Below are 15207 nucleotides of genomic sequence, written 5' to 3' on the forward strand. Positions count from 1 at the left end.
AATAAAAATTTATCATCAATGGAATGACTGGCGAAGTGAGATGCAAAAATAAGGAATAGAAAAATACAGAATGAAAAAAAGAAGCCCAACAGAATGTTGAAACTTCTTTGCTCTTAAGGTGTTAGTTAGCCTGTCAGTTAAAGGAGACTGGCAGGCAAGAAATATTGATCAGTTAAATGCGCGAGCAAACCTGCCGCTGCACGTCACCGCGTAATCACCCACGAACGCAGGAATAAACACAGATTCACCTTTTTGCAGTGTCACGGTTTCGCCATTGGCGTGAGAAACGGTCAATGGGGCGTCAATCGCGAACAAAATTTCTGCGCTGGTGGTCTGGAGCGTTTCGTCCTCGGTGTCTTGATAAACGCCGAAGTTAAAATCAGGCACTGGAATTGGGTAAAGCTGTGCTTTGCCGCTGATTTCTGGCGCAAGGAGAATGGTGTCTTTCGGCATTGGTACGCAGCGGGTGCAAGCAATCAACTCGGCCACGTCCATATGCTTTGGTGTTAAGCCAGCGCGCAACACGTTGTCTGAGTTCGCCATGATCTCCAGCCCTGTGCCTTTGATGTACGCATGAGGCGTACATGCATGCAGAAACATGGCTTCACCTGGCGCTAAGGTCAGGGTGTTCAGAATCAACGGTGAGAACAATCCAATGTCGCCTGGGTATTGCTCAGATAACATCAGGATCAAAGCAAACAATTCATCGGACTGATTTGCCTCTGCGTAGGTCAGAAGTGCGTTTACGACCGCGTCTTTTTGTTCACCTTGCAATGACAGCAGCGCTTCGAAAAATGCACTTAGACCTTCTTCGTTTTGGTTGGCATTGAGTGTGTTAACTAACAGAGAAAGCTCATCAATATCCAGTTTGTGGAAGAAGGCTAAAATCTCCGCATAGTCACGGAAGCCATTCATTGCCGTGTATGACGTTAGCGCATAAACCAGTTCAGGCTTGTGGTTAGGATCTTTGTAGTTACGAATGCCAGCAGAAAGCGGGATCCCGGCGGCTTCTTCTTTGGCAAAGCCCGCTTCCGCTTGCGCTTTGCTTGGGTGAACTTGCACAGAGAGGGCTTTTTCTGCGCACAGAACTTTGAACAAATAAGGCAGTTCCCCAAATGTTTCAGCGGTTTTCGCGCCGATCACGGCTGACATGTCACGGTTAATGAAATCCGAAAGCAGAGTTTCTTTTCCATCAATCGTGATTTTTGAGCAGCCATTGGGATGCGCGCCCATCCAGATTTCTGCTTGTGGTTTGTTGTCTGGGTTAGCGATATCAAAAAGCGCATTCAGCGAGGTATAGCTGCCCCATGCGTAGTCCTGGATCACGTTGTTCAATGGGTAAAAATAAGCAGTCATTTTTCTTCTTCGAGCCTTAATTCAACTGGCGGAAAGTTTACCAGAAGTGAAACGAGGGGTTGATGTGCAAGCGCAAAAAAATCGCTCCCTACTTGAGAGGGAGCGAGAGGTTCTTTGATTATGCAGCAGTCACCGTCGTGCGGTCTTGTTGTGCTTTTGCTTGACGCATCTTCTTCAGTGAAACGGCAACCAGAGCAGTCACAATGGCACCTGCGGCCATACAGGCAAGGGCAAGTACCGGTTTGTTCATTGCACCCAGTAGGGCAACCACTGGACCACCGTGAGCAACACTGTTGGTAATGCCGAAGGAGAATGCCATCACTGCGGCAACCATTGAGCCGACTACGTTCGCTGGGATAACAGACATTGGGTCTTGCGCCGCGAATGGAATCGCACCTTCAGAGATACCCACCAGACCCATCGCACCAGAGGCTTTACCTGCTTCAATTTCAGAGTCTTCAAAGATGTTGAACTTACGACCAATCACGGTTGCGAGCGCCATACCGAGCGGTGCAACAGGGATAGCACAGGCCATCGCCCCCATAAATTGAGTTTGACCGCTGGCAATCATGCCGACTGAGAACAAGAAGGCCACTTTGTTGAATGGACCACCCATATCAAAGCCTGCCATGCCACCAAGAACGATACCAAGCAGGATCACGTTACCAGAACTCATGTTAGTCAGCATGGTGTTCAAGCCTTCCATCAAACCCGCAATTGGCGCGCCGATAACGAAGATGAACAAACTCGCAATGAACAAGCTGCCGGTAATTGGGGCGATCATGATAGGAACGAGAGGCTGAATGAACTTGTGATAGTTGCGTGTTGCCACCCATTTCACGAAGTAACCAACCAACAGACCTGCAACGATAGCACCGATAAAGCCTGTACCTGCTTCTGCACCGTAGAACGAACCGTTGTTGGCAATCCAGCCGCCAATCAAGCCCGGCGCCAAACCAGGACGGTCAGCAATGGCATACGCGATGTAACCGGACAAGATAGGGATCATCAAGGTGAAGGCCACGACACCCACATCAAGCACTTTGTTCCAAAGGCTGCCGGCGGGTATCGCCATGCCTGCTTCAGTGGGTTGACCGCCAATAGCCAGTGCAAGAGCAATCAATAGACCACCTGTCACAACGAATGGGATCATGTGAGACACGCCATTCATCAAGTAACGGTACAAATCAGAGCGGGCTTGAGCGGCTTTGCTTTCGCCTGAGTTCGCGCTGGTATCGTCAGCTGATGCCACATATTTTGGCGCTTCAAGTGCTTGGTTGATCAAGCCTTTGGCGTCTTTAATTGGTGCTTTAACGCCGGTTTTGATCAGGCGTTTACCCGCAAAGCGTGCCATGTCGACTTGCTTGTCGCAGCTGACAATAATCGCTTCAGCGCGAGCAATTTCTTCGGCGGTTGGACTGTTTTTTACGCCAATCGAGCCGTTGGTTTCGACCTTCATTTCATAACCCAGTGCTGCTGCGCCTTTTTCTAGCGCTTCGGCTGCAAGGTAGGTGTGCGCCACGCCAGCAGGGCAACCCGTGACGCCAATCAATAAACCTTTGTTCGCTTCAGGTGACTCTTCTTGGGCTTTTTTCTCTAGCAGCAAGGCAAGTGCTTGCTCTGGGTTTTTAGCTTGCATGAATTGGTCGATAAAACCGTCTTCAATCAGTTTCGAAGAGAGTTCAGCCAGCACTTCAATATGGTGATTTGCGCCGCCATCAGGTGATGCAATCATGAAAAAGAGTTTGGATGGCTGACCGTCTTCTGCGCCGTATTCAATGCCTTGGCGGCTGATACCGATGGCAACAGCAGGTTCAATCACAGCGGCACTTTTCGCGTGAGGAAGCGCAACGCCGTCTTCAAATCCGGTGTTACCCAGTTCTTCTCGTGCATAGATATCGGCAAGAAACTGCTGCTTGTCGTTGACTCTGCCTTGAGCATGAAGCAGTTCGATCATTTCGATAAACACTGCGTCTTTGGTTGTCGCACTCAGGTTCAGGCAAATCAGATTTTCATTGATTAGCTTAGTAATCATGAAGTCACCCCTAAATGAATTGTTCTGATGATGGCGTTAGCCGATGAGACTATTTTCTGATGAATACCCCTGTATCAGATAGAGGAGAGAAAAGGCATTTGCTGGATATTTGTAACATCGAATTCAAGCTGTGATCTTATTCTCATTAAGAGATGATGTGAATTATGTGAGTTATTTTTACATTAAATATGTAAATACAATAAGTTATTGATGGTTTTCAATGTCCGTATTAGTCAGTAAATTCCCGTGATGACTGATTTTGCTAGAAATAAGTAACGCTTGATCTAACGTGGTGACGCATTTTTTGTTGAGCTGGTTCACGCTATTGAGTCATTACTTAGGGAATGGTTAGCGGCACTGACAGTGAGGCAGCATAATCGCCGCGTTATTGGTGTGGGTACGAGAGGAAAAGATGAGCCAGGTTTTTCATCTGCTTTTGGAAAATGTGTTATCAGAGCGTGAGCACTTCAATCGAATTTGGTTTGCGAGTGATCAAGTCACGCCACCGCCATTCAGCTATCAGGTGAATTTTCCACGTTTGGAGTTGGTGATCAGCGGGGAGTATCTCAACCAACTTGAAAACCCAGACAAGACCATTGGGGAAGTGCAACTGTTGGCGGGTGATGCGTTATTTGTGCCACCCAATAGTTGGAACAAACCCAACTGGGACACTGATTGCTCGGTGTTAAGCTTGCTGTTTGGTCAGCGACAGCTTGGGTTTAGTCTTGTGAGCAAAGCCAAAAATCAGCCCGGCTTTTATGATGTGCAGAAATTCAGTATTCAAACCCGTACCGGGCACGCCATCGATCATATCCTCGGTGCGTTAAATACTCTGGCGACAGAACCTGTTCGCAAGCCAATGGATGAACACTTGCTGCATGCGCTTCTGAGTTATTGTCAGCAAATGCTGGCCACGCCGATGGCGGGAACACGCAACCGCGTGGAAGATCTCTATCAAGGTATTTGTATCTACATTCAGGAAAACTTTCACCGTCAGGTCACCCGAGAATCCATTGCGCAGCGCTTTAACATGACGCCAAACCATCTATCACGTTTGTTTCGTCAACAAGGGCATATGCGAATGGCGGATTACATTACGTGGGTGAGGATTGATCGCGCTAAATTTATGCTCAAGCGTTACGATTTTCGTTTGAACGAGGTGGCTACGCGTTGCGGTTTTCAGGATGTGAACTATTTTTATCGCGTCTTTAAATCGAAAACGGGCATGACGCCGTCAGAGTATCGTGGGGCGAATTAGTGATTCAATGGGCTAGCGAAACGGCACATTGAGTGCATTTAAAATCAAGAGTTCGAGAATATCTGCACTGTTGTTTTCGGTCAGATACGCGCAGAAATCTTCTTCAAGAAGTTGTTGAGAAAAGCCAGAAAACGCCACGATGTGCTCCCGAACGGGTGGCGTGGGGAGCATTAATCCAATCACACAAGAGACGTCGCCACGTTGTGATGCCCAGTTAAGCGGCGCGTCCGTGGTCGCTATCATCAAATGGGCGTGGTTTACCTCAGGGGTGATGACATGGGGCAAAGCAATGCCATATCCCATACAGGTCGAAGAAACACTTTCCCGTTTATATAAGGCATCAAACAACGTTTCCTGATCACAGCTCTCGTGCTTGGCGACCATCAAACTAAACTGAGCCAGCATGCCATGTTTGTCGAGTTCAGTGTTTAAGAGTCGATGGATCACGCAATCGAACGGCAGTGATTGATAGTCAGAAGCTGTGATGGGCGTGGAGGATTTTCCGCCAGAAACGAGCGCTGCGTTTTCATCAATGAAATCGGTCAGCACCATAGAGGCGAGCTCGGCGTCATTGCCTTCAATCTGTAGCTGACACAAATCTCCCGGCAAGGCACTAAGACTGAGAATATGCATGGGTTGTTCGGCGTTCGCGAAATTGCGCTGTGATAAGTTCACAAACACAGTGACTGAGCGAAAATGCCCCGCCAAGGTTTTTAAGCGGTTTAGCCTCCATGCTGGCAGTCCTTCTTCGCCAACAAAGAAGGTGATCCGTCGGGTGATCATAAACCTTTGCAACGCTCCAACACAGAAAGTGGGTCGGTTAAGACTTCTTCGATGGTCACACAGTGAATTTTGCAGCCAGAAAATCGAGCCCGATCTTCAATCTCGATATCTGACGCGATCAGCACCACGTCGGCGCGGGCAATATCTTGAATGCTCAGTGGGTTTTCGATGCCCATGGCACCTTGCGTTTCAACATTGATGGTGATGCCCGATTGCTGCGCGGCTTTTTTAAGCTCGGCGGCGGCCATGTATGTGTGGGCGATGCCTGTAGGACAGGCGGTAATGGCGACTATCTTCATGATGATGACTTCGGCGTTCTTTTAGTGAAAAGTAAAAAGTGACTAAAACAAAAGGGCACGAATTGTCGTCGAAGAAATCCTTTTCGTCAGTGACTTAGCCCACGTTGTTATAACGATCTTCATGGCGTATAGGCGATTCGGGCGATTTACCAAAAGGACAATGCCGGCATCCGTTGCCACAACATGTGCCTCTTTTTAAGTGGTACCACGCTGAAAACACCATAAAGCCATTTTCCATGGTGTAATCGAGCCCTTCGATGAGATTGGTATCACTGGCGTAAGGCTTGGCAAGACGGATCAGTTCGTTGGTGCTGTAGGTTTGATACACCTCGTCTAACTCCTTGTTTACCTTCTTCGCTAAACAAGCCGCACAAAGGCAAGACAGATCATTGCTGTCGCTCGTCGGAACGATGTTTGGAAACTGCATACACCAGCAGCTGCCGGAGTTAGCCGTGCAAGAAAGTGCGTCTCCGCACTCAGGACAAAAGCTCATGATTACTACGTGGTTTTGGAAAAGAGCGACATTGTAACGCAAGACGCCGCCATCATCTTGTCCCAGTTGCCGCATTTCTCTCTTCACCAATCCGCATGCTTTTCATGTTTCTAGGTTGGCGACTTTCCTTGATGTCACTGGCTTTACGTTAACGTTTGGTTAACAAAAAAGCGGTAATGAGTCAATATTGAGACAATGTGGTTTTTCGATTCAGGATATATCTATGCCCTGTTATGAAAGTTCCTGACATTAGTCCCTTAATTTGGTTAATTTTTAAGCTGATCTCACTTCTATATTGTGCAGTGAATGGAATATCACTCCATAGTGACTAATTATTCAAAGATCGCTAAATCAGCGCACGCTGATTTCCATTAAGCAAGACAAAAAGAAAGGGGTTTCATGACTGTAATTTATACATAGTCATGGAGGCAATATGGTAAACACAGCAACGGCAGGTGATGGAAAAATGAGCCTCACCGCCAAGGTTATTATCGGTTTGGTCGCCGGTATTATTCTTGGGTTAGCAATTAATATTCTTGGGTTGAATCCAGCTGGTGGGTTTGTAGACACTTATATTACAAACGGTTTGTTCCACATCGTGGGCAAAATGTTTGTTAATGCGTTAAAAATGATGGTTGTTCCGCTCGTCCTTTTCTCTTTGATTTGTGGCGTATGCGGGATTGGCGATATAAAAATGCTGGGGCGTGTGGGCAGTAAGTCTTTTGGACTTTACTTGTTAACAACGGCCCTTGCGATTGCCATAGCGATTACGGTTTCGTCACTGAGCGGGATCGGCGCAGGCATGAACATGGTCTCGGATGTGACTTTCACCGGCAAAGAAGCGCCGCCACTGTCACAAGTCTTGATTGATATCATTCCAAACAACCCTGTCAGTGCACTGTCTGAAGGTGAAATGCTTCAAATCATCTTCTTCGCCATTTTGATGGGCGTGTGTATTTTGATGGTCGGCAAGCCAGCCAAAAAGGTTGTTGAGCTGATTGAAGTTCTCAACGAAGTGATGATGAAGATGGTTACCGTCATCATGGAAATCGCGCCTTACGCAGTTTTCTGTTTGATTGCAAAAGCCATGGCAAGCCTAGGTTTGGCACTCTTTGCAGAATTGATCGGCTATGTGGTCGTGTTGATCGGCGTCTTGCTGCTTCACCTCTTTGTAGTTTTGCCGATGTTCCTCAAAGTGTTCACGGGTTTGAGTGTTGGAACTTTCATGAAGAAAGTGCGCAGCATGCAAGTATTCGCATTCAGTACTGCAAGCTCTAACGCCACTATCCCTGTAACACTGCGTACAGTGACAGAGCGTTTAGGTGTGAAGAACTCCGTCGGTTCATTTACTGTGCCTTTCGGTGCCACCATTAACATGGATGGTACGGCCATCATGCAAGGTGTCGCGACCGTGTTCATCGCGAACATTTATGGCGTTGACCTTGGTATTGGTGGCTACCTCACCGTGATCGTGATGGCTGTATTGGCCTCTATCGGTACTGCGGGTGTGCCTGGCGTTGGCTTGATCATGCTGTCTATGGTCTTTGCGCAAGTAGGCTTGCCACTGGAAGGCATCGGCTTGATCTTGGGCGTTGACCGCCTGCTGGACATGGTACGTACCGCCGTTAACGTAACGGGTGATGCGACCGTGAGCTGTATTGTCGCGAAAAGCGAAGGCAAGCTTGATGAATCAATCTTCAACGATCCTAATGCAGGTGCGATCTTGGACGTGGAAATCGACCACGATGCTGAGAAAGAACTGGCAGATGCGGCCAAAGGCTAACTAAAAAGGTTTTGGCTTAATCGTTGAAAAGGGCGCCATAAGGCGCTCTTTTTTTGTCTGTCACTCTAAGCACGGCATGTTTAGTCGTGAGGTTGACACCATCTTGGTGTAACAAACCCCAACCAAACCGCCAAAAGAGCCACAGTCATGGTGCTCGCAATGAGTATTTCGATGCTTGAATTTGATATCTGACTAACGAAATACAAACCCGCTGCCAGTGCTACCATACCTGCCAACGCCACCAAAAATCCTTTCCATCCCATGGGGGTGTTTGTCTGCCCTTTGAACTGTTGGTTTGTGATGGCCAGCGTGCCTGCGAACGTCAGCGAAAACGCGGCACAATAAAGAAATGTGGGTTGGATTTGGGTCAGTGCAAAGGGAACAATCAATGCCCCCAAGACTAACCAAAAACGTGTGGTGAGTATGCTAGCGGTTAACCTCTGCGCGCCAAGCACAGCCAGTGCTCCCAACACCGCTCCCGCCAATACGTCCGTGACGTAATGCACGCCAAGATAAACGCGGCTAAGTGCAACAAGCACGGCAGGGATCAACCAAACGGCCACTGTGACCTTCCTTGCATGATTTAGCCATGTGTAAATCAACCCCCAGATCGCAAAGGCGGTGGCTGTGTGTCCACTCGGAAAAGCAAAGCCAGATGCCGAAGCCAGTTGCAGTTCGGGAAAAAGATAGAAAGGACGCGGTACAGCAAAAAACAGTTTGCCGAACGCAACCACAACAGTGACTGCAACAGTCACGAACAACAGTTGTGCTAAGCGTTTTAATCCGCCCGTCGCCAAGGCAACAGGGATCAGCAAAAAGAACAATACGCCGCTACCAAGTGCCGATGCATAATCAAGAAAAACGCTCACCGTCTTAGCGAGTGAGCTAGGTAATGCGTCAATGGCTTGCTGAAAATCTCGATTGAGACTGGCATTCCACGTATTAAAAGGCGAGGAGAGTCTGCTGAAATCATCAAACAATTGTATGGGGCTAGGGGAGGCCAAAGGCACCAAAGCTGGAAACATCTCTACCTGTTCTGGAAAGCGAGCGTTATCGAGCATCTCTTGATTGGGCTTCATCAGATACACCGCGCGTACCTCCCGACCAAAATGTTCCGCTTGCCAAGCCGCCACCCGCGCTTTATCCGTGTCAGTTTTCAGTACAGGTATGGGGCTAGTTGCACGGCAGTCGAACAATATGGCGTTATTCATCCGTGCTAATTCACCAACGGCTTCAACAGGCACACCTGTTTCTTCCAGTGTTTCGCGAATGGCTGCATCAGCAGGGTTATCACTATCGACATAGCCCCCTGGGATAGAAATACGGTTATTGAGAATATCGCGAGTCACCAAAATTCTTCCTTGCTCATCCGACACAAGGCAAGCTGCCCCTTTTATCGTTTCATCCATGTTTTGGGCAAATGATGGAGTCTGCGTGATAAGAAAGAAAAAAAAGGCGAGAAAGTATCTTTGCATCTGATTGCTCAAGGATCGTTGTTGAGGCAACTATTGTAGCGGAGTGCAGGATTAGGACGTTGTTTTTTGACACTTATCGAGAAAAACTTGTTCGCTTTGCTGGCTTTTTGAGCGTTCAGTAAGTTTGTGACAGAAAAGGGGTTTACACACATTACGTTGGGAAGTAATATTCGCGCCAACAACGGAGAGATGGCTGAGTGGTTTAAAGCACCGGTCTTGAAAACCGGCGAGGGTTTATAGCCCTCCTAGGGTTCAAATCCCTATCTCTCCGCCAAATTCTAGAAGTTGGGTTTTAAAGCCGGATTTCATACAGAATTGGAGCGGTAGTTCAGTTGGTTAGAATACCGGCCTGTCACGCCGGGGGTCGCGGGTTCGAGTCCCGTCCGCTCCGCCAACACAACGAAGCCTCGCTAGAAATAGCGGGGCTTTTTTGTATGTGTTGAATTCGGGTGTGGGACTCTCACTAGCCTGCGGCTTGAGTCCCGCTGGTGCGCCAGCCCGGCCGTTCCGCCAACACAACGAAGCCTCGCTAGAAATAGCGGGGCTTTTTTGTATGTGTTGAATTCGGGTGTGGGACTCTCACTAGCCTGCGGCTTGAGTCCCGCTGGTGCGCCAGCCCGGCCGTTCCGCCAACACAACGAAGCCTCAGCAGAAATGCTGGGGCTTTTTTGTATACTAATCGGTAGCAAGATTGTCTTAGCTTAATTTTATATAAATTATCCGCGCCTGATAGCTTTGACGCAGTTACGTGTAGTGGTTCACGGCAAGCATCACTCAGTGCGCGACCTTGGCTTTCAGCCATTGGTTGAGCTAGGCGTTTTGTTTCCTCATCACTTAATCGTTTCAAAGTGAAACTTGTATTCACGCACACCCTCTATGTGAACACCTTTTTCTCTCAACTCAAGGTATTGCTGAATCTTAACGGTTCTGAAATCCATCGCTTTCAGCGCAAGGATAATCCGCAGTTCATCCATTGAACGTGACTTAGCTTCAGAGCTACACGTACCGCAGACAACATGAGACTTCTGTTTAAATCCAATCTGATTAAGCCAGTTCAGCTCTTTGGGTTCTTTACGGGCACCACAAAAATAGCAGCGATTGTCTTGTTGCAATGCAGCTTCTTCCCTTAGTGCTTTAGGGGTGGGGGATGGGGCAGTGTTTGTTTTCTTACTACCACTGAACATAGAGAACTGAACAACTTTGGACATTGGGATGACTCTTATTGATCAAGGGATAACGCATATAACTGAACATTATTGTCCAAAAGCGATTTAGGGCAAGCACTCAACAGCGTTTTTGTCCCAAAGAGCACCGAGAGCTTGAAGGAATGCTTCTGACTGTTGCTCTTCTTCTTATGGTTAAAAGGCTATCACGCATTTTTACCCAGCACAGTGACGCCAATGCCTGCCAGTAATAGCACACAGCCAAGTAACTGCTGGGGAGTGGGGATGACTTTCTGAAAAAATAGCGTCAGAACAATGCCGAACAAAGTAGAAAAACCCGCCGCCATGAGCACCAGTGAAACATACGGGAATTTTTGTGCGCCACTGCCGTAATAAACGGAAAAGCCGACACTGCCGATATACATAAATGGGATGGCGAGCAGGCAAATTTTCGCTGCCGACATCAAAACGTTTGATGCATCAAGGTAACGGACACTGATCATGTTAACCAGTTGGATACAAAGCGTGGCTACTGCGAGCGTGCCGCTAAGTTTAAGAATGTGCATGAAGTATTGCCTGTGCTTGTGTAAACGCAGACAGAAACGGTCTCCTGATGCACTGTCTGAAAGGTCAAGGTAAGTCATGTTACCTAAGAGCTGGCGATTCTATATGAATGGTTGATTTTTGGCCATATGAATCACGCGAGAAAGTGCGGATAAGCGATGTAAACGATATCAAACAGAGGGATTAAAAAAAGCACAAAGTCACTGTCACTTTGTGCTTTTTTGGTTCGAGTTTTGCTAAACGTTTAAAGACTCGGACTCTTAAACACCAGCATCTTGTCTCGTGTCATGTCATGCATGGAATATTGAATGCCACCTAAGCCCACACCCGAAGAATCTCGACCGCCGAAGGGCATCCAATCCACACGAAATGCCGTGTGGTCGTTCACCATGACGGCGGTTGCGTTAAGCCTTTGCGTGAGATAAAGCGCATTGTCTAAGTCATTGGTAAATACGGCGGCTTGGAATGCAAAGGGCAGGGAATTGGCGCGTCTTATGGCATCGTCTTTATTGCCATAGGAATATACACAAATGACGGGGCCGAAAATTTCCATTTGAGAAACGCGCACGTTTTCAGGTGGGTTGAGCAGCACGGTTGGTGCGTAGCAAGTATCTGAGATGCGCTTGCCCCCGCTTAACAGTTCTGCGCCAGCTTCAATGGCCTCCTGAACCCAATCGTCAACGCGATCGACCTCTCTAGGAAGTATCAACGGGCCGATTTCCGTATTAGGATTCAGCGGATCGCCCACTTTCATTTTCTCGCCCGCCTCAGCAATCTTGATGGCTAATTCTCGGCAAAACGATTGATGGGCATAGACACGTTGAACAGATACACACACTTGTCCGGCATGGTAAAAGCCTCCCTTTGCAAGGCTAGGAACCACTTCTTCTATATTGGCGCTGGTATCAACAATCACAGGCGCAGCGCCGCCGTGTTCAAGTGCGCAGCGCGTACCCGGGGCCAGTTGCGATCGCAGCGACCAACCGACCTTCGATGAGCCAATGAAAGACAAAAAGTTGATGCGCGGATCCGTCACCAGCTTACTTGCGGCTTCATTCTCACACACTATGGCCTGACACCACCCTTTGGGTAATCCTGCTTCGTGGAGTATTTCTACTAAACGAAGACAAGAAAGGGGCGTGGTGAGTGCCGGCTTGATAATCACCGGACAGCCCACTGCCAACGCGGGGATCACCTGATGCACAATCAAATTGAGCGGATGATTAAAAGCGCTGATAGAAGACACGACGCCAATCGGTTCGCGAATCGTAAAGGCAAGTCGATTCACCGATGCCGCCGTTTGGCCCATGGGGATCTGCTCGCCCTTGATCTGAGGAATGTGTTCAATGGCCAGTTTTACGCCGTTGATTGCCCGTAACACTTCAACTTTTGAATCGGTGTAGGGTTTTCCCCCTTCCTCTGCGGCAAGGCGAGTAAGTAACTCAACCTGAGATGAGATAATCTCAACCACTCGCTCGAGGATCTCAATACGCTGATGTGGCGCAAGCCATGCTTGTCTGTCTTCAAACAGGCCATGTGCGGTGGCAATGGCGGTTTCAACGTCATTGGTGCTTTGTAGAGGAATGGAACGGATCAGCCCACCATCAAATGGGCGATAAACATTGAGTTCTGCCATGGAAATCCCGTCTCCGTAGTTAACTGATCGAGCGACTTTCTTTGATCAACACATTCAATATCGAGTGGTTGAGTGAATAGTCGACCGGAAGATCAATCACATGAACGCCTTTCGAATTTAATGCCGTTTTGAGTATCGACTGAAACTCATCATGGCTATCAGGGCGATGCCCAATGGCCCCAAAGCTGTTGGCATATTTGACGAAATCAGGGTTACCAAAATCTAGCCCGTAGTTGTCAAAGTTCATGCCTTCTTGTTTCCATTTGATCATACCGTAGGCGCTGTCATTCAAGATGATAACGACCATGTCCAACCCCATACGCACGGCGGTTTCGATCTCTTGCGAGTTCATCATGAAGCCGCCATCCCCATTTACGGAGACCACTTTTTTGTCAGGATTAAGCTGTTTTGCCACCATCGCCGAAGGTAAGCCAGCACCCATGGTTGCCAGTGCATTATCGAGCAGCAAAGTGTTATTGGAATGGCATAGATAGTTGCGCGCAAACCAGATTTTATAGACGCCGTTATCCAGCGTAACAATGTCTTCATCATCTAACTGATCACGGATAACTTTGACCAGTCTCTGCGGCAACATCGGGAAGCGGCGGTCTTCAAAGTACTTGGTAGTGCGCTCGTCCACGTTTTGTTTTACGCGCCCGAAGAAGCCCATGTCTTGTTCGAGTTTGCCGACTTTCTCTGTCAGTCGATTCACAGAAGAACAGATGTCACCCACCACGTTGACTTGCGGGAAGTAGACTTCATCGGTACGTGCCGCAAAGAAATTCACATGAATGACTTTGGTGCCGCCTTTTTCCATAAAGAAAGGGGGCTTCTCAATCACGTCATGGCCGACGTTGATGATGAGGTCGGCTTTCTCGATAGCGCAGTGAAGAAAGTCATGGCTAGAAAGTGCAGCTGTGCCAATGAAGCGTTCATGACGTTCGTCGACAACACCCTTACCCATTTGGGTATTGAAGAAGTAGATACCTGTGTCGTCGATGAATTTTTTCAGTGCCAAGCTAGAGCGTTTACGATTTGCGCCCGCGCCGATCAGTAGCAAAGGCATTTTGGCTTTTTTGATCATTTCAGCGGCTTGATCAACACACTGATGATTTGCGTCTGGACGGCGGTGGTGGACGACATCAAAGATCGAAGCGCCAGACTCTTCTTCCGCGATATCCTCTGGCAATTCTAAATAGCCAGCGCCAGGGCGTTCCTCTGAACAAAGGCGGAATGCCTCACGCACCATGGCAGGCACGTTGTTTCCATCGACTATTTGTTCTGAATATTTGGTGATGGGCTTCATAAGATTGACGACATCGATAATCTGAAAACGGCCTTGCTTACTTTTCCTGATGGGTTTTTGCCCACCTAGCATCACCATTGGCATCGCGCCCAACTGCGCATACGCCGCCGACGTGACGAAGTTGGTTGCTCCTGGGCCAAGTGTCGAAAGACAAACGCCAGGTTTACCGGTTAAGCGCCCATAAGTGGCAGCCATGAACCCAGCAGCTTGCTCGTGCCGAGTTAGGACAAGTTTGATGTCGGAGGCTTTGAGTGAATTGAGGAAATCGAGGTTTTCTTCGCCGGGAATACCGTAGATATATTCCACACCTTCGTTTTCTAGCGCTTTAACAAACAGATCAGATGTTTTCATAAAAGGGTTCTCGTATCTCGTCTCGTTAGCATGGGGCCAGGTACGCGCAACAAGGTTGTCGGCAGATCCAAGAACAGCACTGCTAACAGCAGATGCGAGAACCGTCGTTCCTCGGTAAAACAAAAATGATTTACCTATCAATAGCGCATGGCTTTTTGATCAGTGTAGTCACATAGTTGAGAAACTGGTCAGTAAGCTGAAAGGAATGATTCGCACGAAGCGCTATTTGAGTAGCTAAATGACCAAGCACACCGTGAGATCACGATGAAATCGACTGTTTCGTTCAAAAAAGCCGCACTTGGACGAGTTGAAGCAGAAAAGGACTTTACAGAATTTCGTTTCGCCCTTAATATTCGCCCCGCTCACGGAGAGATGGCTGAGTGGTTTAAAGCACCGGTCTTGAAAACCGGCGAGGGTTTATAGCCCTCCTAGGGTTCAAATCCCTATTTCTCCGCCAAATTAGATTAAGCCCGCTCAGTGAGCGGGCTTTTTCGTATCTGGAATAAGCATTTATAAATAGGGATGCAGAATCCTAGGCTTGGGTTCAGCCGAGCGAAGCGAGACAACGTAGCCCCGACGAAGTCGGAAAGGCGACGGCCCGAAGGGCAAGGGAGCGCAGCGACCGAGTAAATTCCGCTATATCACGATCTGGCTCCGCCAAATTAGAAAAGGCCGCTGCTCTTGCGAAAGATACAGCGGCCTTTT

Annotated in this window: 12 protein-coding genes, 3 tRNA genes, 1 other RNA gene and 1 pseudogene; 6 read left to right on the forward strand and 11 right to left on the reverse strand. The window is 48.3% G+C overall.

Annotated elements, in window-relative coordinates; all coding sequences use genetic code 11:
- Positions 1-168 precede the first annotated feature (168 nt).
- Together manA and AB8599_RS05745 are read right to left on the reverse strand one after the other, a co-directional pair.
- Complete coding sequence (gene manA / locus AB8599_RS05740; RefSeq protein WP_407332797.1) at positions 169-1356, reverse strand: mannose-6-phosphate isomerase, class I; 1188 nt, start codon at positions 1354-1356, stop codon at positions 169-171.
- Positions 1357-1474: 118 nt separating this feature from the next.
- A complete protein-coding gene (locus AB8599_RS05745) occupies positions 1475-3391 on the reverse strand; it encodes a fructose-specific PTS transporter subunit EIIC (protein ID WP_407332798.1) in 1917 nt (638 codons plus the stop codon).
- A 412-nt stretch (positions 3392-3803) separates the two neighbouring features.
- Between AB8599_RS05745 and AB8599_RS05750 the strand changes: the two genes are divergently transcribed.
- On the forward strand, positions 3804-4649 hold the full coding sequence (locus AB8599_RS05750; RefSeq protein ID WP_407332799.1) for a helix-turn-helix transcriptional regulator: 846 nt from the start codon (positions 3804-3806) through the stop codon (positions 4647-4649).
- A gap of 12 nt (positions 4650-4661) precedes the next feature.
- On the opposite strand, the gene AB8599_RS05755 is transcribed toward AB8599_RS05750, so the two are convergent.
- The 3 genes from AB8599_RS05755 to AB8599_RS05765 form a co-directional block, all read right to left on the reverse strand.
- Positions 4662-5432, reverse strand: a complete 771-nt coding sequence (locus AB8599_RS05755; protein WP_407332800.1) for a PTS sugar transporter subunit IIA — start codon at positions 5430-5432, stop codon at positions 4662-4664.
- A complete protein-coding gene (locus tag AB8599_RS05760) occupies positions 5429-5731 on the reverse strand; it encodes a PTS fructose transporter subunit IIB (protein ID WP_407332801.1) in 303 nt (100 codons plus the stop codon). The genes AB8599_RS05755 and AB8599_RS05760 overlap by 4 nt, the downstream gene beginning before the upstream one ends.
- A gap of 94 nt (positions 5732-5825) precedes the next feature.
- Positions 5826-6299 carry a cysteine-rich CWC family protein gene (locus tag AB8599_RS05765; RefSeq protein WP_407332802.1) on the reverse strand — a complete coding sequence of 158 codons (474 nt, stop codon included), beginning with the start codon at positions 6297-6299 and terminating at the stop codon, positions 5826-5828.
- A 358-nt stretch (positions 6300-6657) separates the two neighbouring features.
- Between AB8599_RS05765 and AB8599_RS05770 the strand changes: the two genes are divergently transcribed.
- Positions 6658-8007 carry a dicarboxylate/amino acid:cation symporter gene (locus tag AB8599_RS05770; RefSeq protein ID WP_407332803.1) on the forward strand — a complete coding sequence of 450 codons (1350 nt, stop codon included), beginning with the start codon at positions 6658-6660 and terminating at the stop codon, positions 8005-8007.
- 80 nt (positions 8008-8087) lie between these two features.
- Here AB8599_RS05770 and AB8599_RS05775 read toward each other — a convergent pair whose 3' ends face one another.
- Positions 8088-9356 (reverse strand): bifunctional NUDIX hydrolase/phosphatase PAP2 family protein, encoded by a 1269-nt coding sequence (locus AB8599_RS05775; protein ID WP_407332804.1) that lies wholly within the window; start codon positions 9354-9356, stop codon positions 8088-8090.
- Between the two features lie 309 nt (positions 9357-9665).
- Here AB8599_RS05775 and AB8599_RS05780 point away from each other — a divergent pair.
- Positions 9666-9756 (forward strand) — tRNA-Ser (locus tag AB8599_RS05780).
- Between the two features lie 43 nt (positions 9757-9799).
- Positions 9800-9876, forward strand: a tRNA-Asp gene (locus AB8599_RS05785).
- A 273-nt stretch (positions 9877-10149) separates the two neighbouring features.
- On the opposite strand, the pseudogene AB8599_RS05790 reads toward AB8599_RS05785, so the two are convergent.
- The 5 genes and pseudogenes from AB8599_RS05790 to AB8599_RS05810 form a co-directional block, all read right to left on the reverse strand.
- Positions 10150-10233 (reverse strand): annotated as a pseudogene (locus AB8599_RS05790) (type II toxin-antitoxin system mRNA interferase toxin, RelE/StbE family); the annotation flags it as partial.
- Between the two features lie 79 nt (positions 10234-10312).
- Positions 10313-10690, reverse strand: coding sequence for a hypothetical protein (locus AB8599_RS05795; RefSeq protein WP_407332805.1), 378 nt, complete (start codon positions 10688-10690; stop codon positions 10313-10315).
- 161 nt (positions 10691-10851) lie between these two features.
- Positions 10852-11211, reverse strand: a complete 360-nt coding sequence (locus tag AB8599_RS05800; RefSeq protein ID WP_016959207.1) for a hypothetical protein — start codon at positions 11209-11211, stop codon at positions 10852-10854.
- A 242-nt stretch (positions 11212-11453) separates the two neighbouring features.
- On the reverse strand, positions 11454-12845 hold the full coding sequence (locus AB8599_RS05805) for an aldehyde dehydrogenase family protein (RefSeq protein ID WP_407332806.1): 1392 nt from the start codon (positions 12843-12845) through the stop codon (positions 11454-11456).
- Between the two features lie 19 nt (positions 12846-12864).
- Positions 12865-14502, reverse strand: a complete 1638-nt coding sequence (locus tag AB8599_RS05810) for an acetolactate synthase large subunit (RefSeq protein WP_407332807.1) — start codon at positions 14500-14502, stop codon at positions 12865-12867.
- A 366-nt stretch (positions 14503-14868) separates the two neighbouring features.
- Here AB8599_RS05810 and AB8599_RS05815 point away from each other — a divergent pair.
- A tRNA-Ser gene (locus AB8599_RS05815) sits at positions 14869-14959 on the forward strand.
- Between the two features lie 44 nt (positions 14960-15003).
- Positions 15004-15149, forward strand: a non-coding RNA gene (locus AB8599_RS05820) — RtT sRNA.
- Positions 15150-15207 lie beyond the last annotated feature (58 nt).

The organism is Enterovibrio litoreus, assembly GCF_045679545.1.
GTDB lineage: Bacteria > Pseudomonadota > Gammaproteobacteria > Enterobacterales > Vibrionaceae > Enterovibrio.

Bases quoted from the DNA above. Each gene is read 5' to 3' on its own strand.
- AB8599_RS05800 (WP_016959207.1), bottom strand. From the start codon at position 11,211: ATGCACATTCTTAAACTTAGCGGCACGCTCGCAGTAGCCACGCTTTGT.
- AB8599_RS05745 (WP_407332798.1), bottom strand. From the start codon at position 3,391: ATGATTACTAAGCTAATCAATGAAAATCTGATTTGCCTGAACCTGAGT.
- AB8599_RS05795 (WP_407332805.1), bottom strand. From the start codon at position 10,690: ATGTCCAAAGTTGTTCAGTTCTCTATGTTCAGTGGTAGTAAGAAAACA.
- AB8599_RS05760 (WP_407332801.1), bottom strand. From the start codon at position 5,731: ATGAAGATAGTCGCCATTACCGCCTGTCCTACAGGCATCGCCCACACA.
- AB8599_RS05770 (WP_407332803.1), top strand. From the start codon at position 6,658: ATGGTAAACACAGCAACGGCAGGTGATGGAAAAATGAGCCTCACCGCC.
- manA (WP_407332797.1), bottom strand. From the start codon at position 1,356: ATGACTGCTTATTTTTACCCATTGAACAACGTGATCCAGGACTACGCA.
- AB8599_RS05810 (WP_407332807.1), bottom strand. From the start codon at position 14,502: ATGAAAACATCTGATCTGTTTGTTAAAGCGCTAGAAAACGAAGGTGTG.
- AB8599_RS05805 (WP_407332806.1), bottom strand. From the start codon at position 12,845: ATGGCAGAACTCAATGTTTATCGCCCATTTGATGGTGGGCTGATCCGT.
- AB8599_RS05755 (WP_407332800.1), bottom strand. From the start codon at position 5,432: ATGATCACCCGACGGATCACCTTCTTTGTTGGCGAAGAAGGACTGCCA.
- AB8599_RS05750 (WP_407332799.1), top strand. From the start codon at position 3,804: ATGAGCCAGGTTTTTCATCTGCTTTTGGAAAATGTGTTATCAGAGCGT.
- AB8599_RS05765 (WP_407332802.1), bottom strand. From the start codon at position 6,299: ATGCGGCAACTGGGACAAGATGATGGCGGCGTCTTGCGTTACAATGTC.